The following is a 23,524-nucleotide window of genomic DNA, read 5'->3' on the forward strand; positions in this document are numbered from 1 at the left end:
GCCATGCCCGATACCACGGCACACGGCCCAGCAACGTCCGCCAGAGACGACGCCGCCGCCCCATCCCGCCTCACCTCCGTGAGCCTCGACGACAAATACACCGCGATCAAAGGCGACATTTTCCTGTCCGGCATTCAGGCGCTGGTGCGCCTGCCGATGATGCAGCGCGTGCGCGACCAGGCGGCCGGCCTGAACACCGCCGGCTTCATCTCCGGCTACCGCGGCTCGCCGCTGGGTGGCCTGGACGAGAACCTGTGGAAGGCCAAGCCGCACCTGGAAGCGCACCACGTGCAGTTCGTGCCGGGCGTGAACGAGGACCTGGCCGCGACCGCCGTCTGGGGCTCGCAGCAGGTCGACCTGATCGGCGAAGCCAAGTACGACGGCGTGTTCGCCATGTGGTACGGCAAAGGCCCAGGCGTGGACCGCTGCGGCGACGTCTTCAAGCACATGAACCATGCCGGCACGTCCAAGCACGGCGGCGTGCTGCTGGTGGCCGGCGACGACCACGGCGCCTACTCGTCGACGCTGCCGCACCAGTCGGACCATTTGTTCTCGGCCTCGATGATCCCAGTCCTGTATCCATGCAACGTGCAGGAATACCTGGACCTGGGCATTCACGGCTGGGCCATGTCGCGCTTCTCCGGCTGCACGGTGGCGTTCAAGGCGCTGGCCGACACGGTCGAATCGTCGGCCTCCGTCGACGCCGATCCGTTCCGCGTCGAGGTCAAGATCCCGCACGATTTCGTCATGCCGGAAGGCGGCCTGAATGCGCGCCTGTCCAGCATCCCGCTAGGCCAGCAGGCGCGCAATCAGGAAGCGCTGATGCAGGACTACAAAATCTACGCCGCGCTGGCCTACGCGCGCGAGAACAAACTCAATCACACCACCATCACCAGCCCGAACGCCAAGCTGGGCATCATCGCCTCCGGCAAGTCCTACCTGGACGTGCTGGAAGCGCTGGAAGAACTGGGCATCGACGAGAAGATGGCGGCCGATGTCGGCCTGCGCCTGTTCAAGGTCGCCATGCCATGGCCGCTGGAGCCGGACAGCGTGCGCGAATTCGCCCAGGGCCTGGACGAGATCCTGGTGGTCGAGGAAAAGCGCCAGATCGTCGAGTACCAGCTGAAGGAACAGCTGTACAACTGGCGCGACGACGTGCGTCCGCGCGTGATCGGCAAGTTCGATGAAAAAGGCGAATGGGTCGCGCCGCGCGGCGAATGGCTGCTCACCTCCAAGGCCGACTTCTCGGTCTCGCAAGTGGCGCGCGTGATCGCCTCGCGCGTCAAGCGCCTGATTTCCGACCCGGTCACCTGCGACCATATCAAGGCCCGCCTGACCTTCCTCGACGCCAAGGACGCGGTGCTGAAGAAGGCCATCAACACCCCGTTCCGTCCAGCGTTCTACTGCTCCGGATGTCCGCACAACACCTCGACCAAGGTCCCGGAAGGCAGCCTGGCGCTGGCCGGCATCGGCTGCCACGTGATGGCGACCTCGATCTACCCCGAGTTCAACAAGCTGACCACGCACATGGGCGGCGAAGGCGCGCCGTGGATCGGCCAGGCCGCGTTCTCGAAGATCCCGCACGTGTTCCAGAACCTGGGCGACGGCACCTACTTCCACTCCGGCTACCTGGCGATCCGCGCGGCGGTGGCGGCCAAGGTCAACATGACCTACAAGATCCTGTACAACGACGCGGTGGCGATGACCGGCGGCCAGCCGGTCGACGGCATCACCTCGGTGCCGATGATCGCGCAGCAGATGGCGGCCGAAGGCGTCAAACGCATCGCGCTGGTGACCGAAGACTTGAACCGCTACACCGACCGCAGCGCACTGCCGTCCATCGTCAGCCTGCACGACCGCAAGGACATGGACGCGGTCCAGCGCGAGCTGCGCGAAGTGGGCGGCGTATCGGTGCTGATCTATGACCAGACCTGCGCGGCCGAGAAGCGCCGCCGCCGGAAGAAAGGCGAATATCCCGACCCTGCCAAGCGCATGGTCATCAACGAAGCCGTGTGCGAAGGCTGCGGCGATTGCGGCATCCAGTCCAACTGCACCTCCATCCTGCCGAAGGAAACGGAGTTCGGCCGCAAGCGCACCATCGACCAGTCGTCCTGCAACAAGGACTACTCGTGCGTGAAGGGCTTCTGCCCGAGCTTCGTCACGGTCGAAGGCGGATCGCTGAAGAAGACCAAGACCGGCGTCACCAAGGACAACGCCGACGACGGCTTCGGCGCCCTGCCGGAACCAGTGCTGCCGTCCTGCGACGAGCCGTACAACATCCTGATCAACGGCATCGGCGGCACCGGCGTAATCACCGTCGGCGCGCTGATGGGCATGGCCGCGCACCTGGAAGGCAAAGGCGCGTCGGTGCTGGACATGACCGGCATGTCGCAGAAAAACGGCTCGGTCACCTCGCACGTCAAAGTGGCGAAGACCCCGGCCCACCTGCGCGCGCAACGCATCGCCACCGGCGAGGCGGACGTGATCCTCGGCTGCGACATGCTGACCGCCGGTGCCGCCGACGCGGTATCGAAGATGCGTCCGGGTCGCACGCTGGCCATCGTCAACCTGCACGAGCAGCCACCAGGCACCTTCGCGCAGAACGCCGACTGGCAGTATCCGGTGGAGGAAGTACGCGCGCTGATCGAGGAATCGGTCGGCGCTGGCGCGGCCGATTTCATCAACGCCACCAAGCTGGCCACCGCGCTGATGGGCGACTCCATCGCCGCCAACCTGTTCATGCTGGGCTACGCATGGCAGAAGGGCCGCATCCCGTTGAAAGAAGAATCGCTGCTGCGCGCGATTGAGCTGAACGGCGTCGGCATCGCATCGAACAAGAAGAGCTTCCTGTGGGGCCGCCGCGCCGCCGTGGACCTGAAGCGCGTCGAGCGCGTGGCCACGCCTACGCAAGCGATCGTGATGCAGATGCCGCAAAGCCTGGAGAACGTCATCAGCAAGCGCGTCGAGTTCCTGACCGCGTACCAGAACGCCGCCTACGCTGCGAGCTACGAACAGCTGGTGTCGCAGGTGCGCGCGAAGGAAACGGCTCTGGGCCTGGGCAACAAGCTGTCCACCGCCGTCGCCAAGTACGCCTTCAAGCTGATGGCCTACAAGGACGAATACGAAGTGGCGCGCCTGTACACCGATGGCCGCTTCGTCGAGCAGCTCAAGCAGCAGTTCGAGGGCGACTTCTCGGTCAAGTTCAACCTGGCGCCGCCGATGTTCGCCAAGAAGGACGCCAAGGGCCACCTGGTCAAGGCGGAATTCGGCTCGTGGATGTGGAGCGCGTTCAAGCTGCTGGCCAAGTTCAAGGGCCTGCGCGGCGGCGCGTTCGACATCTTCGGCTACACCGAGGAGCGCAAGATGGAGCGCGCGCTGATCGTCGAATACCGCGAACTGGTCGCCACGCTGATGGACAAGCTGTCGCTGGAAAACCACGCCACCGCCGTGGAACTGGCCGGCCTGCCGGAGAAAGTGCGCGGCTTCGGCCACGTGAAGGAAAAGGCTGTCGCCACCTTCCGTACCGAGAAGGCACGCCTGCTGAATCAATTCAGCCAGCAGCGCGCCGCCTAAACCGCCGCGTCGTCCCCGCGAAAGCGGGGACCCATACGGCGCACGCTCAGCATGGGTTCCCGCCTGCGCGGGAACGACAAAAATTCGCTTGACTTGACGTTAACGTAAACGTCATATAATGAACTGAACAAAAGCACAAGGGACACCATGAACGACCTCTCCGCTCCGAAAATCGCAGCCGTGCCGGATCAGCCGCGTCTGAACAACAAAGTCCGTTTCGTCACCGCCGCCTCGCTGTTCGACGGCCACGACGCCTCGATCAACATCATGCGCCGCATCCTGCAATCGAACGGCGTGGAAGTGGTCCACCTTGGCCATAACCGCTCGGTCGACGAAGTCGTCACCGCCGCGCTGGCCGAGGACGTGCAAGGCATCGCCATCTCCAGCTACCAGGGCGGCCACGTCGAATACTTCAAATACATGATCGACCTGCTGCGCCAGCGCGGCGGCGCGCACATCAAGGTATTCGGCGGCGGCGGCGGCGTCATCGTCCCCGACGAAATCGCCGACCTGCACGCCTACGGCGTCACCAAGATCTTCAGCCCGGAAGACGGCCAGCGCATGGGCCTCGTCGGCATGATCCAGTGGATGGTGCAGCAGTGCGACATCGACCTGTCCCAGTACTCGCCAACCTCGCTGGCGCCGTTGAAGGAAGGTGATATCGCCACCCGCCACCGCCCGCTGGCCCAGCTGATCACCGCGCTGGAAAACGAAAAAGCCTCCCCCGCACTGCGCGCCGAACTGCTGGCCGCAGCCGAAGGCCTGGCCGTGCCGACGCTGGGCATCACCGGCACCGGCGGCGCCGGCAAATCCTCGCTGACCGATGAACTGATACGCCGCATCCGCCTCGACCAGGGCGACGCCGTCAACATCGCCATCATCTCGATCGACCCGTCGCGCCGCAAATCCGGCGGCGCGCTGCTGGGCGACCGTATCCGCATGAACGCGATCAATCCGTGGAACGGCCAGACGCGCGTCTTCATGCGCTCACTCGCCACGCGCGAAGCGGGCTCCGAGATTTCGCAGGCGCTGCCTGACGTGATCGCCGCCTGCAAGGTAGCCGGCTTCGACCTGGTGATCGTCGAAACCTCCGGCATCGGCCAGGGCGACGCCGCCATCGTGCCGCACGTCGACGTATCGATGTACGTGATGACGCCGGAATTCGGCGCCGCATCGCAGCTGGAAAAAATCGACATGCTCGATTTCGCCGACTTCATCGCCATTAACAAATTCGACCGCAAAGGCTCGCAGGACGCGCTGCGCGACGTCGCCAAGCAGTACCAGCGCAACCGCGAAATGTGGAGCAAGCGTCCGGACGAAATGCCGGTCTACGGCACGCAAGCGTCGCGCTTCAACGACGACGGCGTGACCGCCTTGTATCAAGGCCTGCTGCCTAAATTGGCGCAGTTCGGCCTGAAGGCCAAGCCGGGCAAGCTGGCGCCGGTGGACGTGCGCTTCTCCAGCGGCAAACACGTGATCGTGCCGCCGGCGCGCGCGCGCTACCTGGCGGAGATCGCCGACACCGTGCGCGGCTACCACCGCTTCACGCGCAAGCAGGTCACGCTGGCTCGCGAACGCCAGCAGCTGACCGAATCGAAACGCATGCTGGCCATCGCCCACAAGACCGCCGACTTCGACGATCTCATCGCCGAACGCGATGCGGAAATGGACGGCGGCGCCAAGAAGCTGCTGGCCCAATGGCCGGACATGCAGGCCGCGTACGCGGGCGACGATTACGTCGTCAAAATCCGCGACAAGGAAATCCGCACCCGCCTGGTCCAGCACACGCTGTCCGGCACCAAGATCCGCAAGGTGGCCCTGCCGCGCTATGAAGACCACGGCGAAGTGCTGCGCTTCCTGATGCTGGAAAACGTGCCGGGCTCCTTCCCGTTCACGGCCGGCGTGTTCGCCTTCAAGCGCGAAGGTGAAGACCCGACGCGCATGTTCGCCGGCGAAGGCGACGCTTTCCGCACCAACCGCCGCTTCAAGCTGGTCTCCACCGGCATGGACGCCAAGCGCCTGTCGACCGCCTTCGATTCCGTCACCCTGTACGGCGCCGATCCCGCGCTGCGCCCGGACATCTACGGCAAGGTCGGCAACTCGGGCGTATCGATCGCCACGCTGGACGACATGAAGGTGCTGTACGACGGCTTCAACCTGTGCAGCCCGAGCACCTCAGTCTCGATGACCATCAACGGCCCGGCGCCGACCATCCTGGCGATGTTCATGAACACCGCCATCGACCAGCAGGTCGACAAATTCGTCGAAGAGAACAAGCGCCAGCCGAGCGCCGACGAAGCGTCCAAGATCAAGGACTGGGTGCTGCAAAACGTGCGCGGCACCGTGCAGGCGGACATCCTGAAGGAAGATCAGGGCCAGAACACCTGCATCTTCTCGACCGAGTTCTCGCTGAAGGTGATGGGCGACATCCAGGAATACTTCGTCCACCACCAGGTGCGCAACTTCTACTCGGTGTCGATCTCCGGCTACCACATCGCCGAAGCGGGCGCGAATCCGATCTCGCAGCTGGCGTTCACGCTGTCGAACGGCTTCACGTTTGTCGAAGCCTACCTGGCGCGCGGCATGCACATCGACGATTTCGCACCGAACCTGTCGTTCTTCTTCTCGAACGGCATGGACCCGGAATACACGGTGTTGGGCCGCGTGGCGCGCCGCCTGTGGGCGGTGGCGATGCGCGACAAATACGGCGCCAACGACCGTTCGCAAAAGCTCAAGTACCACGTGCAGACATCGGGCCGCTCGCTGCACGCGCAGGAGATCGACTTCAACGACATCCGCACCACGCTGCAGGCGCTGATCGCGATCTACGACAACTGCAACTCGCTGCACACCAACGCCTACGACGAAGCGATCACCACGCCGACCGACGAATCCGTGCGCCGCGCGCTGGCGATCCAGCTGATCATCAACCGCGAATGGGGCCTGGCCAAGAACGAGAACCCGAACCAGGGCTCGTTCATCATGGAAGAGCTGACCGACCTGGTGGAAGAAGCGGTGCTGCAGGAGTTCGAACGCATCGCCGAACGTGGTGGCGTATTGGGCGCGATGGAGACCGGCTACCAGCGCGGCAAGATCCAGGAAGAGTCGATGCTGTACGAGCACCAGAAGCACGACGGCACGCTGCCTATCATCGGCGTCAACACCTTCCGCAATCCGAAGGCGACCGGCGAGCCGCAGAAGATCGAACTGGCGCGCTCCACCGACGACGAGAAGCAATCGCAGCTCACCCGCCTTGCGGACTTCCACGCCCGTAACGCGGAGCACGCGCCACAAGCGCTGGCGGCACTGCAGCAAGCCGCCATCGACAACGCCAACGTGTTTGAAAAGCTGATGGACGCCGTGCGCGTCTGCTCGCTGGGCCAGATCACGACGGCGCTGTTCGAAGTCGGCGGCCAGTACCGCCGCAATATGTAAGGCAGCAAAGCGGGAGGCGGTTCAATGCCTCCCGCCGGCCGACAGCAGCAGCCTCCGGCCCTTCTCCGAAACGAAGACCCGCCCGGAGGCCCCTCCTTCGCTCGCGATCAGGCCATCGGCGCAGGCGTCCTCCCAAATCGTCAACCTGGGGCAGGAACTGCGCCACACCTCCATCACCTCGGAATACGAATGTGGCCGCTGCTGCAGCCAGTCCAGCATCTGCAACGTCAAATTGTCATGCGCGTTCGCCATGGCACTCTCCCTAACGGTACGGTTCCATTGCAATATAGGCGCAGAGCCGGACTGTAACAAGCCGATTACTTCAATTTTCCTGCGCCGGCGTTGGCCTGCACGGAGGTCTGCGCCGCTGTCGCGGTCTGCAGCGTGTACACGTACGGCGGCGTCCACTGATTGGCGGCGCTCGGCGCAGCAAGGCCGCACTGGCCGTCGACCATGTTGGTACCCGACTTGTCGCTGACGAAGACGTGGCCGGACGAACGGAAGCCGGTGTAGTCCTTGCCCTTGATGACCTTTCCGCAGAACTCGGACAGCTTGAGGCCCGTGAGGTTGTAGTAGTTATTCTCGACCAGCATATTCGAGTGGTAGCGCGCATCGGAGCCGCTTTCGAACTTCACATCCGCATCCGTGGTCGACACGCTGCCGCTGACAAGATTGTTGAACAGGTGGACCTGGCCATAACGGTTCAACGGCAGGCGCGTGGTCGCGCCATTCCACCAGTTGCCGGTAAAGGTGACGTGCATGCGGCCCTCGTCGCTCCATGCGCGGCCCGAGTCGCCGTTGCCCACCAGCGTGGTCTTGTGGTGCTTGCCGAAGGAGCTGTTGGCGATGGTGACGTAGTCGCTGCCACGCACCACGTCCAGCGCGCCGTCGTGCCGCGTAGTGTATGGCGACGCGGCCAGCGAGTCCGGCGTGTCGCCGTCGCTGATGGTCAGGTGGTCGAGGTAGATGTTCTGGCCGCGCGATACGGTCAGGCCGTCGGCGTAGGCGTTGGCCGAGTCCTCCGGATTGACGTCCCACGGCGTATCCAGCACCAGGTTGCGCACGATGACGTTGCGGGTCCACGTCGGATAGTCGTCGCCGTCCTTGCCATCGGCGATCCACTTCTTGAAGTCCGTCTCGGGGTCGCCGCCGGCCGTCAGTGGCAGCTCGCCGCCGATCAGCAGCGACGTGCCGGTGATGCGCGCGGGACGGCCCTGCGCGTCGTTGATGCCGACCAGCGTGGTGTTCGACGGGATGCTGATCGAGCCGCCCAGCTTCTGGTCCGAATAGCTGGTGTACTCCTTGAAGACGGTATTGTTCTGGCTCCAGCGCAGGTCGATGTGGCCGATCACGCGGATGATCTTCGGCTCGTTGCCTGCTTCATTGATGGCGGCCACCAGCTGCTGGCCGTTGTACACGGTGTAGACGCGGTTAGCGGTGGCCGAGCCGCCGCCCGTCACCAGCACCGGCGTCTTGCGCGTCTGGGCATGCCAGCCGGTGGCCGGTGCGCTGTCGCGCTCAAAGGTCAGCACGCCACCGGTGGGATCGGCCGAGGCGAACTGCCACACCGGCAGCTTGGGCGCGGCCGCGTAGTTGGCCGGGTCGTGCAGGCCATTGGTCAGCACCGGGGCCGAGTAATTGCGCACGCCATATTGGGCCGTCTGCAAAGGCGTGCTGGCGCCGACAAAGGTTTTTGCATCGATGGTTGCGGCCTGCGCGGCGGATACCAGCAGGACGCTGGCGGCGATGAGTGAATAGTTCAAGGTTGTCTCCATTTTTAGAAAGTGACTTGCTAAGCGAGTGACGATTCGTACCCACGTGTTGATACAACGCGCCTGAGCGAGTCAGGATCGATATAAGCCAACGGGGTGGGTCTGGATAAACATTCAGCATCCGGATTGCGATGACTGAAACAGGCACCTTGCGTACCTGTCGCCGTTGCGACGAGGGCGGGGAGCCGAGGTCGCGCAGGTCAAGGATCGAAGCCGGCCTACGGATTCATGCCGACGTCGATTGAATCGATACTAATCCGTCAGAAAAAAATATGCAACAGGCATTCAACGGGACTGAGAGTATGTCCCGGCAGCCGCGGACATCGCTGGGGTCAATCCGCCTTGGGTACAGCCACCCAGGCGGAAGAGGTCTGCTGTATGCGGATCTTGGCACTCCTGAACGGGATCAGGATATTCAGATCGTAGTCGACGACGCCCGGCAGGACCTGCCCCTGCGCGCCCGCCACATAGTGCGTGATGACGGTTCCATCGGCGAAGAACGGCGAGTGGAAAATTAACACCATCTGCCGCAGCTTGTTCGTGCCGGCATCGACCCACAGTTTCATCGTGCCCTTGTTTAAGGCTTTGCTGAACTGGGATTCGAAGACCGTGCACGTGACGCCGTCAAGCGCCACGCCATCGGTCCGGGTGGGCGTTTCATCCTCCGTCATCGACGTGGAAATCGCCGTGATCCCGTTCAGGAACGTCAAGTCGATGGCCTTTTCCTCCGGCTGCTTCTTAACCGTGGTGTACACAGGCTTTTGCTTTTCCCAACCGCTCAGGTGCATGGTGGCCGACATGCGCCGCACGCCGTTTCCCTTGTCAACGTCGCTGGTAACGTCGATGACGCCGGCGACCCACTTTCGCGATACCTCCAACTGCGCCGTCACGCTTTTCCACGTGGCGTCATTGTTCTCGGCGTGGAGCGGCACGGCCAGGAACGTGGCCCATACAGCGGCAACCGAAATAAATTTTTTCGTCATGCGTGGGGAGCAAATCCCACCGTTGATCCAGCCAGCAGCACCGGCTGCCACAGCTCCTGCAGTTCGCTGGCCGGCTTGCCGTCCACCAGCGCGAGCAGCATGTCGGCCATGCGGGCGCCGGCTTGATGCGCGTCCGGCTGGTCGATGGTGGTGACGTCGATACCGGCCAGCGTGTCGGCCATGCTGCCCCAGACGATCACCGAGATCTCCTTGCCGATATCGACGCCCGCATCGAGCAGCGCACGCACCGCGCCAACGCCGGACAGGTGATTGTCGACGATGACCGCGGTCGGACGCGGCGAACATGCCAGCAGCTGCTGCATCGCCTGGTAGCCGCTGCGGCGGTCCAGCGTGTTGTCGATCAGGTAGCGCGTATCCACCGCCAGCCCGGCCGACGCCATCGCCGCCACAAACGCGTCCTTGCGCTGGCGGGCGAAGTTCAATTCCAGCGGCGCGCTGACCAGCGCCACGCGCTGATGCCCCAATCCCAACAAGCGCTCCATCGCCATGCGAATGCCGGCCGCGTTGTCGTAGTCGAACCACGCGTACGGCGCACCAAGCTCGGTGCGGCCATGCGCGACAAAGGGGAACCTGGATTTGCTCAGGAAGGCGATGCGCTCGTCGCGCACCAGCGTGCGGCTGACCAGCAGTCCATCGACCCGCCGTCCCCGCACGATCTGCTGGTACGACGGCTGCTCCGCCGCCGGCGACACCGGCGCGATGATCAGGTTCTTGCTGACCCGCTCCAGCGCTGCCGACATGCCGGCCACCACGTCGAGGAACATCGGATCGCCCAGGTCCGCAGGCAGCAGCGGGTAGATGATGCCGAATACATTGGTGCGCCCCAGCGCCAGCGAGCGCGCCATCGGATTGGGCTGGTAGCCGTTCTCCTTGGCCGCCTTTAGCACGCGCTCGCGGGTCCGGCCATTCACCTCGGGGTAGCCGTTCAACGCGCGGCTCACCGTGGTCTTCGACATGCCGAGTAAGTTCGCGAGGCGCTCCAGGTTCATAGACAATTATTCAATGTTGACCGCTGATTATAGCGGAGGGGTCGAAACCACCACCACCGTCATCTACCGCTTTTTTGAAAAAATACAACATAATCAGAACGATAGAAATCGGCACCAACGTCAGGTAGAAGGCGAAGTGGCCGCTGAAATTGCCGAACACGTAGCCGGTGATCAGCGATCCGGTGGTGCCGCCCAGCGCCGAGAAAATCACCAACAGGCCTGTCATGGCGGAGTGCTGGTTCTTCGGCAGGGAGCTAAGCATCACCGAGTTGATGCCGGGGTAGATCGGCGCCATGAACAATCCGATCAGCGGGAACAGGAAGGTCGCCAGCGGCGCGGTGGACCAGCTGATGTTCGGATCGGCCACCACGTCATGCGTCAGCGGGAGCGCCAGCAGCACCATGGCGGCCATGCCGATCACGCAGGCGTTCATCACCGGATACCAGTTCAATTTGCGCATCAACACGCCGGCCGACAGGCGCCCGATCGCCAGGCAGGCGGCGAAGATGCTGGTCACCTGCACGCTCATCGCCGCCGGCAGTTTGAGAATCTCGTTGTTAAAGGTCGGCAGCCAGGTGCCGACGCTTTGCTCGATCAGCACATACAAGAACGCGGTGATGACGAACACGCACACCAGCGGCTTGAAGAACAGCTTGAGCATGGCCGCAAAATCCTGCGCGATGCCCCGGCCTTCCGGCAGCGCGGCCAGGTCCTCGTTGAAGTGGGTGGTCAGCACCAGCGCGAAGGTCAGCGCGCACAGCACGGCCAGAACCCAGTACACCTGCAACCAGCTGTGCGACAGCGGATCGGACGAGTCGATGAAGTAGCCGAACACCCAGTAAGCGCTCAACACGCCGACCATGAAGAAGCCTTCCAGCAGGTTCATCATGCTGGCGTGTTGTTTTCGGTCGGCGGCGATCAGGCCCAGTGTCGAATACACCGACACCTTCACCAGCGCGAACGATACGCCGACGCAGAAGAACAGCAGCTTGGTGGTGGCGAACGACGGCAGCACCGGCATCGCCACGCAGGCGGCGGTGACGATGGCCAGCCCGGCCAGCATGGCTTTCTTGTAGCCGAGGCGCGGCAGGAAGGAGGCGATCAGGAAGGACACCGCCGCAATCGGCAAGTCCTTGAAGCCTTCCAGCACGCTGGCGCTGGACTTGCTCACGCCGTAGTTGTTGATGATCTGAAGGATGACCGTGCCCACGCTGTTGAGCAGGATCGCGAATACAAAGTAAATCAGAAATAGCGCAAATAGGATGCGGTTGTTCTTCATACTGTCTCCGAATTTTATTATTTATACGATTTAGTATGATTCTAGATTGAAGTCGTTCAGGCTCGTGATCACCACGTCGGCCTGGGTCAGCACAAAGGGATGTCCTATCCCCAGCGCGAACATGCCGGCAGCATTGATCGACGCCACGCCCGCCACCGCATCCTCCACGCCCAGGCAGTCCTCCGGCGCGACGCCCAATTCCCGCGCCGCCTTCAGGAAAATCTCAGGATCCGGCTTGCCGCGCGCGATGGTCGCCGCGTCGACCACGTAATCGAATTTATCGGTAATGCCCAGGCGGCCCAGCACCGTAAAGGCGTTCTTGCTCACCGATGCCAGGCCTATGCGCAAGCCCGCCGCACGCACCACGTCCAGCGCCCGCACCGCGCCCGGCAGCAGATCGGCCGACGACATGGTCGCGATCAGCTCCTGGTAGTGGCGGTTCTTCTCGTCGGCCAGCGCCAGCTTCTCCTCCGCAGTGTACGTCCGCTTGGACGACGCCAGTATCAGGTCCAGCGATCCCATACGGTCGATGCCCTTCAGGTTCTCGTTGAAGGCGTGGTCGAAGTGGACGCCCTGCGATTCCGCCAGGCGCTTCCACGCCAGGTAGTGATAGTGGGCGGTGTCGGTGATCACGCCGTCCAGGTCAAAGATAACGGCTTTAAAGCGGCTCATGCAAAGCTCCTCGATTGCGTCGGTTGCGACAGCGTCAGTGCGACAGGCTCGCCGCCGTGGGTAAAGTGCAGCGCCTCGCCTTGCAGCAGGCGGTAATCCGCGCGGCCCGGCTCCACGTGCACCTCCAGCAGCGCGCCCTTGAAATGAATCTTGAACGTGTAGTGCTGCCACTGCTTCGGCAGCGACGGCGCGAAATGCAGTTCGCCGCCCACCACGCGCATGCCCGCGAAGCCATACGCCACGCCCATCCACGTGCCGGCCATCGCCGCCGTGTGCACGCCGTAATGCGTGTTGCCGTGCGTGTCATCGAGGTCAAGGCGCGCGGTCTCCATGAAGTAGTCGTAGGCCTTGTCCTGGTAGCCCACCTCCGCCGCGATGATGCTGAAGATGCAGGAGGACAGCGACGAATCGTGCGTCGTCACCGCCTCGTAGTAGTCGAAGTCGCGGCGCTTGTCTTCCAGCGTGAACTGGTCGGACAGCAGCAGCAGCGCCAGCACCACGTCCGCCTGCTTGCACACCTGATGGCGGTAGATCACCATCGGGTGGTAGTTCAGCAGCAGCGGATAGTTTTCCTTCGGCGTGTTGGCGAAATCCCACACCTTCTTGGACAGGAAGCTGTCGTCCTGCGCGTGGATTTGTAGCGCGTCGTCGTAGGGAAGGTTCATCAGCGATGCGGCGCGGCGCCATGCGGCTGGCTCGCCCGCATCCAGCGCGGTGGCGGCGGCGATGCGCGCGAACTCGGACGGCGCCTGTGCCTGCAGCTGCTCCGTGATGGAGGCCGCGAAATTCAGGTGCATTTGCGCCATCGCGTTGGTGTAGTAGTTGTTGTTGACCAGCGCCGTGTATTCGTCCGGCCCCGTCACCTGGTTGATGCAGAAGCGGCCCTCGCGGTCGTAGCTGCCGATGCCCATCCAGATGCGCGCCGTCTCCATGACGATTTCCGCGCCGTGCTTCATCAGGTATTCCTGGTCGCCGGTCGCTTCCATGTACAGCTTGATGGAATAGGCGATATCGGCGTTGATGTGGTACTGCGCCGTCCCCGCCGGGAAGTAGGCCGAGCACTCGTCGCCGGCGATGGTGCGCCACGGGTACAGCGCGCCGGTCGCGTGCGACATCTGGCGTGCACGCTCGCGCGCCTTCGGCAGGCCGGCGTAGCGGTACTCCAGCAGCTTGCGCGCGATCTCCGGCTTCGAGTACAGGAAGAACGGGAAGATGTAGATTTCCGTGTCCCAGAAATAGTGGCCTTCATAGCCCTCGCCCGTCACGCCCTTGGCGGAGATGTTGGTCTTGCCGTCGCGGCCCACCGATTGCAGCAGGTGGAACTGGTTGAAGTGGATGCCTTGCTGGAGCGCGTCGTCGCCGGCGATCTGCACGTCCGCCTGCTGCCAGAAATCGGCCAGGTACTGTTCCTGCGCCAGGCGCAGGTCTTCGAAGCCGCCCGCCTTGGCGGTGGCCAGCGTGTCCTTGCTGCGCCACATCAGCTCCGCCTCGGCGTAGTCGCGCGACGAGAAATAGCTGCCGTACTTGGTCAGCGCGACGCGCTGGCCCGCCTGCGCCTGCAGCTCGTATGTCTGCGTGAGGCGCTGCTCCACCTGCGCGATCTCGATGGTCGCATCGGCGCCCGTCAACTCGGTATCGGTGGCGCTGACCAGCATGAAGCCGCTGTTGTGCGTGCGCTGCACCAGCGCCGCGAAGCCGACGTTCTGCTCGTGCCCCACCATGTGCAGCGACTGGCCCGACACCGCCGAGCCCACACGCGGATCGTCGCCCGCCTCCTGGTTCTTCACCGCGCCATCAAGCGACGACACCAGCCGCACGCGGCCCGCGAAGTTCAGCGGCGTCACCTCGAACTCGATCGCGAACAGATGCTTGTTCTCGAAGCACACCAGGCGGCGGCTGCGCACCCTCACGCTGCGGCCCTGCGGAGAGGTCCACTCCACGGTGCGCGTCAACACGCCGGTGCGGAAGTCCAGCACCCGCTCGTAGGCCTGCACGGAACCGGCCAGCAGGTCGAAGCGCTCGTCCTCCAACCACAACTCGATGCCCTTCGCGTTCGGCACATTCAGCATGAACTGGTTCACCTTGGCCAGGCCGTAGGCCGCCTCCGGATACTGGATCGGCTCCGATTCATAGAAGCCGTTCAGGTAGGTGCCGTCCAGCGAAGTGCCGGCCGGGCCGCTGTAGCCCTCCTCGCCGGTGCCGCGCAGGCCGATGTAGCCGTTCCCCAAAGCGAACAGGGTCTCGTCAAGAAAGTGGGAGTCGGTGTCGAAACTGGTCTCGCGGATGCACCAGGCTTCGAGGGGATAGGTGTGTTGTTGCACAGCGTATTCCTTAAAAATGCGATTCAAAGCGGTTTGAATTTTGAAAAAAGCCGGTTTTTCGAGGTTTTCAGCTTAATTCAGGGGGAAACTAGGTCTGGCGTACCATCAAGGTGGTCGGCAGCATTTCGGACGCCACCGGCTGGCCTTCGATCAGGCCCAACATCTTCTTGGCCAACAACACGCCGCCATCGCGCAGATACTGGTGCACGCTGGTCAGCGGCGGCACGAAACTGGCCGCGCCGGGCGTATCGTCGTAGCCGATGACGGAGACATTCTCCGGCACCCGCAAATTCTTCTCGGCCAGCGCGCGGATCGCGCCCATGGCCAGCAAGTCACTGGCGGCAAACACGCCGTCGAATATGGCGCCCTTCTTTTTCAACAGCGCCGAGATGCTGTCGAAGCCCGCCTCGAAGGTGAAGGCCTTGGGACGGATGATGTGCACCGTCGCCCGCCCGCCCATCGCGTCGATGAAGCCCGCGCAGCGTTCCTGCACCTCGGCGTGATCGACGTCGCCCAGGAACACCAGCTTCTGCCGGCCCTGCGCGATGAAGCGCTCGGCAGCGCTGATGCCGCCCTTTCTATTGTCCGAGCCGACCACGATGTAGTCGGTATCGGCTTCCGGCGCGCCCCATACCACCAGCGGCATGCCGGTCTGCTGCAAGGTGCGCACCGCTTCGCCGTGCGAGCCTTGTCCCAGCAGGATCAAACCGTCGGCGCCCTGCACCGGCGCGGTGTTCATCAACTGCTTGGAGGTCAGCACCACGCTGTAGCCGGCCGTGGTCAGCTCCTGCGTGATGCCGCCCAACAGCTCCAGCGGATACGGGTCGGACATCGGCCTGCCGCGCACGGGTGTCATTTCCACCACAACCGCCACCGAATAACTGCGGCCCATGCGCAGATTGCGCGCGCTCACATTGAAACGGTAGCCCTGCTCGTTCGCCAAGGTGCGGATCTTCTCCCGCGTCTCCGCCGTCACCAGCGGACTGTCGCGCAGGGCGCGTGAAACGGTGATCTTGGAGACGCCGGCCAGCTTGGCCAGATCCTCCATCGTCAATGCTGTTTCGGCTTTGCGGGCTACAGACTTATTCGAAGGCATTGATCGCTCATAGGTTGGAAACAGGGTGTGCGCACGCATTATGACAGAAAATTTTCGTTTGTCGCGAAAAATGACATCGATAACATTTTGATTGACATCGATATCATTTCTTGTTTCAATGGCCCATCTTCACGAATCGTGGAAGATGGGGATGGAACTACCGCAGGCTGTTTTTGCTGGTGGCGCGCCGTCCAGGAGACGATTTACACCATAAGAAAGCACAGACCACATGAAAAGCCAGAATCCGTTCTTGTTATCCGCAGTCACGGCTGCCGTCCTCACGCTCGTCAACCAGACCGCCGCGCAAGCCCAGAGCGCCGCCCCCGCCGAAGTAGCCCCCACCAAGGAAGTCGCCGCCGAAGTCCAGCAAGTGGTCGTCACCGGCGTGGCCTCGGCGCGCGGCGTGCGCAAGGTCGACTCGGCCTTCTCGATCACCACCGCCACCGAAGAACAGCTGAAGCAGGCCTCGCCGAGCAGCACCGCCGATATCATGAAAATCGTGCCGGGCGTGTATGCGGAGTCGACCGGCGGCCAGTCCGGCGCCAACATCGAGGTGCGCGGCTTCCCGTCCGGCAGCGATTCGCCGTTCGTCTCGGTGCAGCTGATGGGCAATCCGATCTTCCCGCCGCCGACGCTGTCGTTCTTCGAAGGCTCGTCGGCCTTCCGCCTGGACGACACGGTCGAGCGCGTTGAAGTGCTGCGCGGCGGCCCGTCCACCATCTGGTCCAATGCCCAGCCCGGCGCGACGATGAACTTCATCCTGAAAGAAGGCAGCGACACGCCGGAAGGCTCGGTGCGCTTCACCACCGGCACCGGCAGCCTGCGCCGCGTCGACATGTTCTACGGCGGCAAAATCAGCGACGGCTGGTACGGCTCGGTCGGCGGCTTCTACCGCAAGACCGACGGCGTGCGCGACGCCGGCTTCCCGGCCGACGACGGCCACCAGCTGACCGCCACGCTGACGCGCAAGCTCGACGACGGCAAGCTGACCATGTACGTCCGCAACACCGACGACAAGAACGCCTTCTACACCGGCGTGCCGCTGATCTCCAGCAACGGCGGTCACACGATCTCGGAATTCCCCGGCTTCAATCCGCTGACCGGCACCCTGATGAGCGGCGAGATGCGCAACTTCACCATCGAAGCGGCGCCAGGCAAGACCTTGAACCGCGACCTGGCGGACGGGCGCGGCCTGAAGGCCACCGTGTTCGGCGCGGACTTCGACCAGAAGATCGGCGAGTGGAGCGTGTCGAACAAGTTCAACCGCTTCGATGGCGACCTCAACACCAACGCCATGTTCACCGGTAACAACCCGCTGTCGATGAACGACTATCTGAACGCGGCCATCGCCTCGGCCAACGGCAACGCGGCCACGGTCGCGGCGGCCGGCGGCAGGCTGGCCACGGCCGGCACCGCCACCTACGTGCACGGCGGCGCGGTCGACGGCAACCAGCAGGTGGTGCAAGCCGGCCTGTGGTCGGTGGAAAAACAATTAAAATCGTTTACGGACGAACTGCGCGTCAGCAAGGACATCGGCCACGGCCACACGCTCACCGTGGGCGGCTACTTCGCCGACTACTCGTCGCGCGACGTCTGGTACCTGGGCAACAGCCATCTGATGTCGGCCGTGCCGCAAGCCAGCCTGATCAACGTAACCCTGAACAACGGCGTGGTCGTGTCGAAGAACGGCACCGACGGCAATGTGTTCTACGCGCCGGTCGCCTCGTACGACGGCCGCAACACCGCCGGCTTCATCTCGGACGAGTGGAAAGTCAACGACCGCATCAAGGTCGACTTCGGCATGCGCCATGAACAGCAGAAGATCAGCGGCACGATCTCCAACCTGACCTCGGGCGACACCGACAACAATCCGCTGACCGTGTACAACAACGGCACCTCGATGCCGGACGGCTCCAACACCTACCTGAGCCGCACCGACAGCGCCAACTCCTTCACCATCGGCGGCAACTACAAGCTGGCCAAGGATACGGCCGTGTTCGTCCGCGCCAACCGCGGCCACACCTTCATCTCGTTCGACGACCTGCGCGGCGCCGGCAACCAGCAGACCGCCAACGACCGCAGCATCCTGCCGACGCCGAAGGTGAGCCAGTACGAAATCGGCTTCAAGACCGCGACTCAGCTGTACAGCGCCTACATCAACGCCTTCCACACGGAGTTCGACGGCATCGCCTTCACGCAGATCCTGGCCGACGGCCGCGAACTGCACTCGATCAGCGGCTCCAAGGGCAACGGCCTGGAATTCGAACTGGCCGTGCGCCCGATCGAAAACCTGCAACTGGCGCTGACCGGTGACTACCAGAAATCGGAATACCGCGATAATCCGCAGACCGCAGGCAAAACCGTCCAGCGCCAGCCGAAGCTGCAATTCCGCTTCACGCCGACCTACCGGATTCCTTTCGGCGACGGCAACTCGGCCAAGCTCTACGCCACCTACACCTCGATCGGCGAGCGCTGGGCTGACCAGGCCAACCAGCAATACCTGCCGTCCTACCGCACCATCGACGCCGGCGTGCTGTTCTCGCTGGGCGACAAGATCGAAGTGCGCCTCAGCGGCACCAACCTCAACAACGAACTGGGCCTGACCGAAGGCAATTCCCGCCTGACAGCCGGAGGCACCGGACCGATCAACGCGCGTCCGCTGTTTGGCCGCACCTGGGAAGCGTCGGTGCTGTACCGCTTCTAAGCAACCTGTCTCCCTCACAGGCAAGGCGTGGTCAGCCTTGCCTTTTTTGTTTTTGTAGCCTACTCTTCAATTGATCGTGCTCAATACGATTCTGCCTTACCATGCCTGGAATTCTTGCTTAGGGGTTAGATCGTGGCTTCCGTAACGTCCGTCAGTGCGCTGCAGGCATCGATTGCACAAGCCGAAAGGCAGGTGCAAACGGACCAGTCGCGCGTGAACCAGGACGCCAGCCGGCTGGAGCAAAGCCGCGTGCAGCTGACCAAGGACAAGCAGACGCTGAGCGATACCCAGCAGCAAAGCGCTCAGGCATCCGCACCGCCGCTGAAAGCGACGCCGGCCCCGAATCTGAACAACGCGATAGAAAAACCATCCCGCGCCGAGCAGGTACTGCCGGCCGACCTGACCGCCCCGCCCAAGCCGCAAATCAACGCCCAGGGCGAAACCATCGGCAAGCTGATCAATATCGTCGCCTAATTGGGGTCAAGTCTGACATTCGGACACGAGCTCTGCCGTAGGCGCGCGCCTACGGCAGAGCTCGTGTCCGAATGTCAGACTTGACCCCAATGTTTTAACTGGCGGACATTGCCGCTTCCAATGCTTTTACCTCGTCCCACCAGCGGCCATCCGCCAGCGGATTGTGGATATCCAGTGCCTTGCCGATTTCAGGCGTGGCCAGCGGTAGCCGGCGCTCGGCCGCCAGTTCGTGGATGCGGTCGAACGGGTCGTGCCAGGCGTGCAGCGACAGGTCAAAGGTGCCGTTATGGATCGGCAGCATCACCTTGCCGCGCAGGTCGATGTGCGCCTGCAGCGATTCTTCCGGCTGCATGTGCACGTCCGGCCATTGCGGATCGTAGGCGCCGGTCTCCACCATGGTGAGGTCGAACGGGCCATGTCGGCGGCCAATTTCCTTGAAACCATCGAAATATCCGCTATCGCCGCTGAAAAACACCTTCACATCGCGATCCTCGATCACAAACGATGCCCACAGCGTCTTGTTGCGGTCGCTCAGGCCGCGGCCGGAGAAGTGCTGGGCCGGCGTCGCCACCAGCCTCAGCCCTGCCACATGGGTCGATTCCCACCAGCTCAGCTGCCGCACCTTGGCGGCCGGAATGCCCCAGCTCATCAAGCGGTCGCCCACGCCCAGCGGTGTGATGAAATGCTCGGTCTTGGCGGCCAGTTTCATCACGGCGGCGTAGTCCAGATGGTCGTAATGGTCGTGCGACAGGATGATGCCCTTGATCGGCGGCAGCTCCTCGATGCCGATCGGCGTCTGGTGGAAACGCTGCGGCCCGGCCCACTGCACCGGCGACGCGCGCTCGGAAAACACCGGATCGGTCAGCCAGAAATGGCCGTCGAGCTTGAGCAGCACCGTCGAGTGCCCCAGGCGGAACAGGCTGCGATCCGGAGCATCCAATAACTGCTGCTGCGTGATCGCATGAACGGGAATAGCCTGGCGCGGCACGGTGTCCTTGGGTTTGTCGAAAGCGAAGCGCAGCATCACGCCCAGCGACTGGATGAGGCCCATCTTGTGCATCTTGACCGGATTGCGGAACTTGCCGTCCCGCGTGCGCGGCGCGCTGGGCACGGACAAGCCGTCGAGGTCGGATTCGGCGATAGCGGATTGATAAGCCATGATGGGCAACTCCAAGGATTGAGAATGTACACTACACAGTGTAGTTCTTATCTTTTAAAAAGTAAACTAGCCGGTGTAAAATAAAGCCATGAACCTGCCCCTCAAACTGACCGACCGCAAACGCCAGGCCATCGTCGACGCCGCCATCGCGGAATTCCGCGTCAGCGGTTTCGAATCGACCAGCATGGACAAGATCGCCGCCACCGCAGGCGTGTCCAAGCGCACGGTGTACAACCACTTCCCCAGTAAAGACGAACTGTTCGCGCAGATATTGCATGAGTTGTGGAATAGTTCGATGGCGCAGGAGCACCAGCCCTACGACCCGGCCGTGCCGATGCGCGAGCAACTACTGTCTTTGCTGTGGAAAAAGATGGCCATGCTCCAGGACAGTTACTTCCTGGATCTGGCGCGGGTAGCGATCGCCGAATCCATCCACTCGCCCGAGCGGGCGCAGGAAATGGTGACGCGGCTGAGCCGCAAGGAAGAGGAAGCCACGGCCTGGCTGCGCGCCGCCCAGGCCGACGGCAAGCTGCTCAAGGCCGACCCGGTGCTGGCGCCGCAGATGCTGAGCGGCCAGCTGAAGACCTTCGCCTTCTGGCCGCAGGTGACGCTCAACCAACCGCCGCTGGACGCTGCCACGCAGAAAAAAGTGGTCGAGGCGACCGTCGATATGTTCCTGGCCTACGCCAACTAACTAGGCGAAGCTGACCGAATAAATCGGCGGCAAGGTGGTGGAGATAGTCTGCCACTGTCCGCCGCCATCCTCCGACAGCCAGGCGCCGCCGGTGGTCGATCCCATCAGCAGTATCTGCCCGCAATCGCTGACGGCCAGCCCGTGGCGATACACCAAATCATAGCAATGCTGCTGCGGCAAGCCGCCGCGCCAGGCGGTGAACGTCTTGCCTCCATCGGTGGTGCGCGTGACCGCCAGCGCCGCATGCGCGGCGTAGCGCTTGCTGTCCGCCTCGGCCGGCACGAACCACGCCGTCTCGCCATCCGACGGATGCACCGCCGTCACGAAACCGAAATTGGACAACGGCGCGCTGATGACCTCGGTCCAGTTGGCGCCGTTGTCCACGCTGCGCCAGATGCCGTTGTGATGCTGGCACCACAGCTTGTCCGGCTCGGACGGGCAGCGCACGATGCGGTGCGGATCCTGCACCTGCTGCGTCTCGGCCAGTTCCGGCGGCATGTAGCGGGCCAGCATGCCCTTGGCGCGCATGCTCCAGCTTTCACCGCCGTCGTTGGTCAGCCAGGCGCCGCCGCAGGAAATCCCCACCAGCACCGACTTGCTGTTGCGCGGATCGACGCAGATGCTGTGGATCCCCGGCACGTCGTAGCCGCCGCCCATCCACTGCGAGCGTTCCGGCACATTCCACAGCGATTCCACCAGTTGCCAGCTGTCGCCCCGGTCGTTCGAGCGGAACAGGCCGCCCGGCAGGGTGCCTGCCCACAGCACGCCCGGCTGGTCCGGCCCGCCCGCCGCCAGCGACCAGATCTGCTTCAGCGTCCACTCCACCGGATCGGTCGAGTCCTGCGGCTTGACCGGGAACGCCGGCACAGCCACCTCGGTCCACTCTTCGCTGCCCGGGTCGCGCCGGTGCAGCTTGGCGCCGAAGTGGCCCAGGTTCAAGGCCGCGTACAAGGTACCGTCGCGCCGGTCCGGCAACACCATCGTCACCGGATCGCCCAGGAAATGCTGCCGGTCCAGATGCCACGCCTCGTGCGTGCGGTAGATTTCGAACAATCCTTTGCGAGTGCCGATGTAGGCGCGGTCAGACATGTCAACCTCCAGAAAGAGCTTGCAAGATATAGACTTTGGAATGCGGCACGAGCGCATCGTTCAATAATTTTCGCTCGCGGGTGCGCTGGCCGTCGATGAAGATGACGACGTTCTCGCGCAAGTGGCCCTGCTCGTCGAGCACATAGCCGCGCAGCCGTGGATGGTCGGCGAAGGCGGCGTCGAGGGCGCCGCGCAGATCGGCCGCGCTGGTCTCCACCTGCGGCACGTCCATGAAGCGGGCCAGTTGCTGGGTAAAAATGAGTTGCGCCATCGTTATGCTTGTTGGTTTATTCGACGGGAATTCAGATTCTATGCCTGAATCGCATAAAATAAAACCGCATCAACTAACGGAGCGCCGCATGACGATCACACCGCAAGAGCTGGAACTGTTGATGGAGGAAGTGGAGAAGGAAGACCCGATCGATTTCGCCGACCTGCCGTTCGACGAGCACGACCTGCGCGGCCTGATCTCCAACCACCTGTGCGAGATGGCCGAGGCGATGGAAAGCTTCAGCGAGGAAGACAAGCACCTGACGCTGCTGGCCGTGGCGGCCAAGCTGGTGCTGGAGAACATGGTGCTGAACATCCAGCTGATGCGGCGCCACGGCGTGCCGCTCAGCGAATCGACCGACGCGCTACTGAGCCGCCTGCGCAAACGCGGCGACGGCGGCCCGCAGGCTTAAGGCGCCGGAGGGAAATCCAGCGTCGTCGCGTTCACCCGGTTGAACAGGTTGGTGAAGGTGATCGTGGCGATCGCCAGCAGCGCGTCGACGATCTGCGCGTCACTGTAGCCGGCCTGCTTGACCGCCGCCACCACCTCCGCCGGCACCTCGCCGCTGGTGGTGAAAACGGTATGCGCGAAAGCCGCCAGCGCATCGATGCGCGCGTCGCCGCTGGCCTGGCCGTGGCGCACGTTCAGCATCGTCTCGCCGCCCAGGCCGGACCTGGCGCCCGCCATCGTATGCGCGGCCAGGCAGTAGTCGCACTGCGCATCCTGGCTGACAGCCAGCTTGACCACTTCCACTTCCTTCGCCAACAGGCTGCTTTTACGCAGCGCGGCGTCCATATTCAAGGCGGTTTCCAGCGCGATCGGGCTGTTGGTGCCCAGCGTGACATAGGCATTCGGCACCTTGCCAAGCGAGCCTTTGATGGCGGTGAATAATTGCGCGGCGTGGCCGGTGGCTTCCGAGACAGCTTGAGTAGTCAGACGGGACATGATGTTTCCTTTCAGGTGAGTTGGTATGGAAACAGTCTAGGCTCACC

At 63.3% G+C, this 23,524-nt stretch carries 18 protein-coding genes; 6 read left to right on the top strand and 12 right to left on the bottom strand.

From position 1 onward, the window contains the following. Nucleotides 1–3: 3 nt before the first annotated feature. Together ACUJB0_RS17725 and icmF are read left to right on the top strand one after the other, a co-directional pair. Nucleotides 4–3,573: an indolepyruvate ferredoxin oxidoreductase family protein gene (locus ACUJB0_RS17725; RefSeq protein ID WP_444846344.1), complete on the top strand. Its 3,570-nt coding sequence runs from the start codon at nucleotides 4–6 to the stop codon at nucleotides 3,571–3,573. Between the two features lie 147 nt (nucleotides 3,574–3,720). Then, complete coding sequence (gene icmF / locus ACUJB0_RS17730) at nucleotides 3,721–7,008, top strand: fused isobutyryl-CoA mutase/GTPase IcmF (RefSeq protein ID WP_444846345.1); 3,288 nt, start codon at nucleotides 3,721–3,723, stop codon at nucleotides 7,006–7,008. A gap of 21 nt (nucleotides 7,009–7,029) precedes the next feature. Here icmF and ACUJB0_RS17735 read toward each other — a convergent pair whose 3' ends face one another. From ACUJB0_RS17735 to ACUJB0_RS17770, 8 genes are all read right to left on the bottom strand, one after another. Next, nucleotides 7,030–7,260, bottom strand: a complete 231-nt coding sequence (locus ACUJB0_RS17735; protein WP_444846346.1) for a hypothetical protein — start codon at nucleotides 7,258–7,260, stop codon at nucleotides 7,030–7,032. Nucleotides 7,261–7,325: 65 nt separating this feature from the next. After that, nucleotides 7,326–8,771 (bottom strand): pectate lyase family protein, encoded by a 1,446-nt coding sequence (locus tag ACUJB0_RS17740; RefSeq protein WP_444846347.1) that lies wholly within the window; start codon nucleotides 8,769–8,771, stop codon nucleotides 7,326–7,328. A gap of 341 nt (nucleotides 8,772–9,112) precedes the next feature. Further along, complete coding sequence (locus ACUJB0_RS17745; RefSeq protein ID WP_444846348.1) at nucleotides 9,113–9,763, bottom strand: hypothetical protein; 651 nt, start codon at nucleotides 9,761–9,763, stop codon at nucleotides 9,113–9,115. Continuing rightward, a complete protein-coding gene (locus ACUJB0_RS17750; RefSeq protein WP_444846349.1) occupies nucleotides 9,760–10,773 on the bottom strand; it encodes a substrate-binding domain-containing protein in 1,014 nt (337 codons plus the stop codon). Before ACUJB0_RS17750 ends, ACUJB0_RS17745 begins: the two co-directional genes overlap by 4 nt. Before the next feature lie 10 nt (nucleotides 10,774–10,783). Continuing rightward, entirely contained in the window at nucleotides 10,784–12,052 is a 1,269-nt protein-coding gene (locus tag ACUJB0_RS17755; protein WP_444846350.1) for an MFS transporter, read from the bottom strand. Between the two features lie 30 nt (nucleotides 12,053–12,082). Beyond that, nucleotides 12,083–12,724, bottom strand: coding sequence for a beta-phosphoglucomutase (pgmB, locus tag ACUJB0_RS17760; protein ID WP_444846351.1), 642 nt, complete (start codon nucleotides 12,722–12,724; stop codon nucleotides 12,083–12,085). Beyond that, nucleotides 12,721–15,045, bottom strand: a complete 2,325-nt coding sequence (locus tag ACUJB0_RS17765) for a glycoside hydrolase family 65 protein (RefSeq protein WP_444846352.1) — start codon at nucleotides 15,043–15,045, stop codon at nucleotides 12,721–12,723. The genes pgmB and ACUJB0_RS17765 overlap by 4 nt, the downstream gene beginning before the upstream one ends. A gap of 88 nt (nucleotides 15,046–15,133) precedes the next feature. Further along, nucleotides 15,134–16,141, bottom strand: a complete 1,008-nt coding sequence (locus tag ACUJB0_RS17770; RefSeq protein ID WP_161084846.1) for a LacI family DNA-binding transcriptional regulator — start codon at nucleotides 16,139–16,141, stop codon at nucleotides 15,134–15,136. Nucleotides 16,142–16,370: 229 nt separating this feature from the next. Between ACUJB0_RS17770 and ACUJB0_RS17775 the strand changes: the two genes are divergently transcribed. Beyond that, a complete protein-coding gene (locus ACUJB0_RS17775; RefSeq protein WP_444846353.1) occupies nucleotides 16,371–18,845 on the top strand; it encodes a TonB-dependent receptor in 2,475 nt (824 codons plus the stop codon). A gap of 132 nt (nucleotides 18,846–18,977) precedes the next feature. Next, a complete protein-coding gene (locus ACUJB0_RS17780) occupies nucleotides 18,978–19,319 on the top strand; it encodes a hypothetical protein (protein WP_444846354.1) in 342 nt (113 codons plus the stop codon). 94 nt (nucleotides 19,320–19,413) lie between these two features. Here the strand turns inward: ACUJB0_RS17780 and ACUJB0_RS17785 are convergent, their stop codons facing one another. After that, nucleotides 19,414–20,478 carry an MBL fold metallo-hydrolase gene (locus ACUJB0_RS17785; RefSeq protein WP_444846355.1) on the bottom strand — a complete coding sequence of 355 codons (1,065 nt, stop codon included), beginning with the start codon at nucleotides 20,476–20,478 and terminating at the stop codon, nucleotides 19,414–19,416. A gap of 88 nt (nucleotides 20,479–20,566) precedes the next feature. On the opposite strand from ACUJB0_RS17785, the gene ACUJB0_RS17790 reads away from it, so the two are divergent. Beyond that, on the top strand, nucleotides 20,567–21,172 hold the full coding sequence (locus tag ACUJB0_RS17790; protein ID WP_444846356.1) for a TetR/AcrR family transcriptional regulator: 606 nt from the start codon (nucleotides 20,567–20,569) through the stop codon (nucleotides 21,170–21,172). Here the strand turns inward: ACUJB0_RS17790 and ACUJB0_RS17795 are convergent, their stop codons facing one another. Continuing rightward, nucleotides 21,173–22,261: a WD40/YVTN/BNR-like repeat-containing protein gene (locus ACUJB0_RS17795; protein WP_444846357.1), complete on the bottom strand. Its 1,089-nt coding sequence runs from the start codon at nucleotides 22,259–22,261 to the stop codon at nucleotides 21,173–21,175. 1 nt (nucleotide 22,262) lies between these two features. After that, the gene (locus tag ACUJB0_RS17800) at nucleotides 22,263–22,532 is read right to left on the bottom strand and encodes a MoaD/ThiS family protein (protein WP_444846358.1); all 270 of its coding nucleotides are present in this window, start codon (nucleotides 22,530–22,532) and stop codon (nucleotides 22,263–22,265) included. 88 nt (nucleotides 22,533–22,620) lie between these two features. Here ACUJB0_RS17800 and ACUJB0_RS17805 point away from each other — a divergent pair, with 88 nt between their 5' ends. Further along, nucleotides 22,621–22,944 carry a hypothetical protein gene (locus ACUJB0_RS17805; protein ID WP_444846359.1) on the top strand — a complete coding sequence of 108 codons (324 nt, stop codon included), beginning with the start codon at nucleotides 22,621–22,623 and terminating at the stop codon, nucleotides 22,942–22,944. On the opposite strand, the gene ACUJB0_RS17810 is transcribed toward ACUJB0_RS17805, so the two are convergent. Next, entirely contained in the window at nucleotides 22,941–23,477 is a 537-nt protein-coding gene (locus tag ACUJB0_RS17810) for a carboxymuconolactone decarboxylase family protein (protein WP_444846360.1), read from the bottom strand. The genes ACUJB0_RS17805 and ACUJB0_RS17810 overlap by 4 nt on opposite strands. Nucleotides 23,478–23,524: the final 47 nt, after the last annotated feature.

The organism is Duganella caerulea, assembly GCF_040362985.1.
Lineage (GTDB): Bacteria > Pseudomonadota > Gammaproteobacteria > Burkholderiales > Burkholderiaceae_D > Rugamonas > Rugamonas vulcania.

Bases quoted from the DNA above. Each gene is read 5' to 3' on its own strand.
- ACUJB0_RS17725 (WP_444846344.1), top strand. From the start codon at position 4: ATGCCCGATACCACGGCACACGGCCCAGCAACGTCCGCCAGAGACGAC.
- icmF (WP_444846345.1), top strand. From the start codon at position 3,721: ATGAACGACCTCTCCGCTCCGAAAATCGCAGCCGTGCCGGATCAGCCG.
- ACUJB0_RS17735 (WP_444846346.1), bottom strand. From the start codon at position 7,260: ATGGCGAACGCGCATGACAATTTGACGTTGCAGATGCTGGACTGGCTG.
- ACUJB0_RS17745 (WP_444846348.1), bottom strand. From the start codon at position 9,763: ATGACGAAAAAATTTATTTCGGTTGCCGCTGTATGGGCCACGTTCCTG.
- ACUJB0_RS17750 (WP_444846349.1), bottom strand. From the start codon at position 10,773: ATGAACCTGGAGCGCCTCGCGAACTTACTCGGCATGTCGAAGACCACG.
- ACUJB0_RS17755 (WP_444846350.1), bottom strand. From the start codon at position 12,052: ATGAAGAACAACCGCATCCTATTTGCGCTATTTCTGATTTACTTTGTA.
- pgmB (WP_444846351.1), bottom strand. From the start codon at position 12,724: ATGAGCCGCTTTAAAGCCGTTATCTTTGACCTGGACGGCGTGATCACC.
- ACUJB0_RS17770 (WP_161084846.1), bottom strand. From the start codon at position 16,141: ATGCCTTCGAATAAGTCTGTAGCCCGCAAAGCCGAAACAGCATTGACG.
- ACUJB0_RS17775 (WP_444846353.1), top strand. From the start codon at position 16,371: ATGAAAAGCCAGAATCCGTTCTTGTTATCCGCAGTCACGGCTGCCGTC.
- ACUJB0_RS17785 (WP_444846355.1), bottom strand. From the start codon at position 20,478: ATGGCTTATCAATCCGCTATCGCCGAATCCGACCTCGACGGCTTGTCC.
- ACUJB0_RS17790 (WP_444846356.1), top strand. From the start codon at position 20,567: ATGAACCTGCCCCTCAAACTGACCGACCGCAAACGCCAGGCCATCGTC.
- ACUJB0_RS17795 (WP_444846357.1), bottom strand. From the start codon at position 22,261: ATGTCTGACCGCGCCTACATCGGCACTCGCAAAGGATTGTTCGAAATC.
- ACUJB0_RS17800 (WP_444846358.1), bottom strand. From the start codon at position 22,532: ATGGCGCAACTCATTTTTACCCAGCAACTGGCCCGCTTCATGGACGTG.
- ACUJB0_RS17805 (WP_444846359.1), top strand. From the start codon at position 22,621: ATGACGATCACACCGCAAGAGCTGGAACTGTTGATGGAGGAAGTGGAG.
- ACUJB0_RS17810 (WP_444846360.1), bottom strand. From the start codon at position 23,477: ATGTCCCGTCTGACTACTCAAGCTGTCTCGGAAGCCACCGGCCACGCC.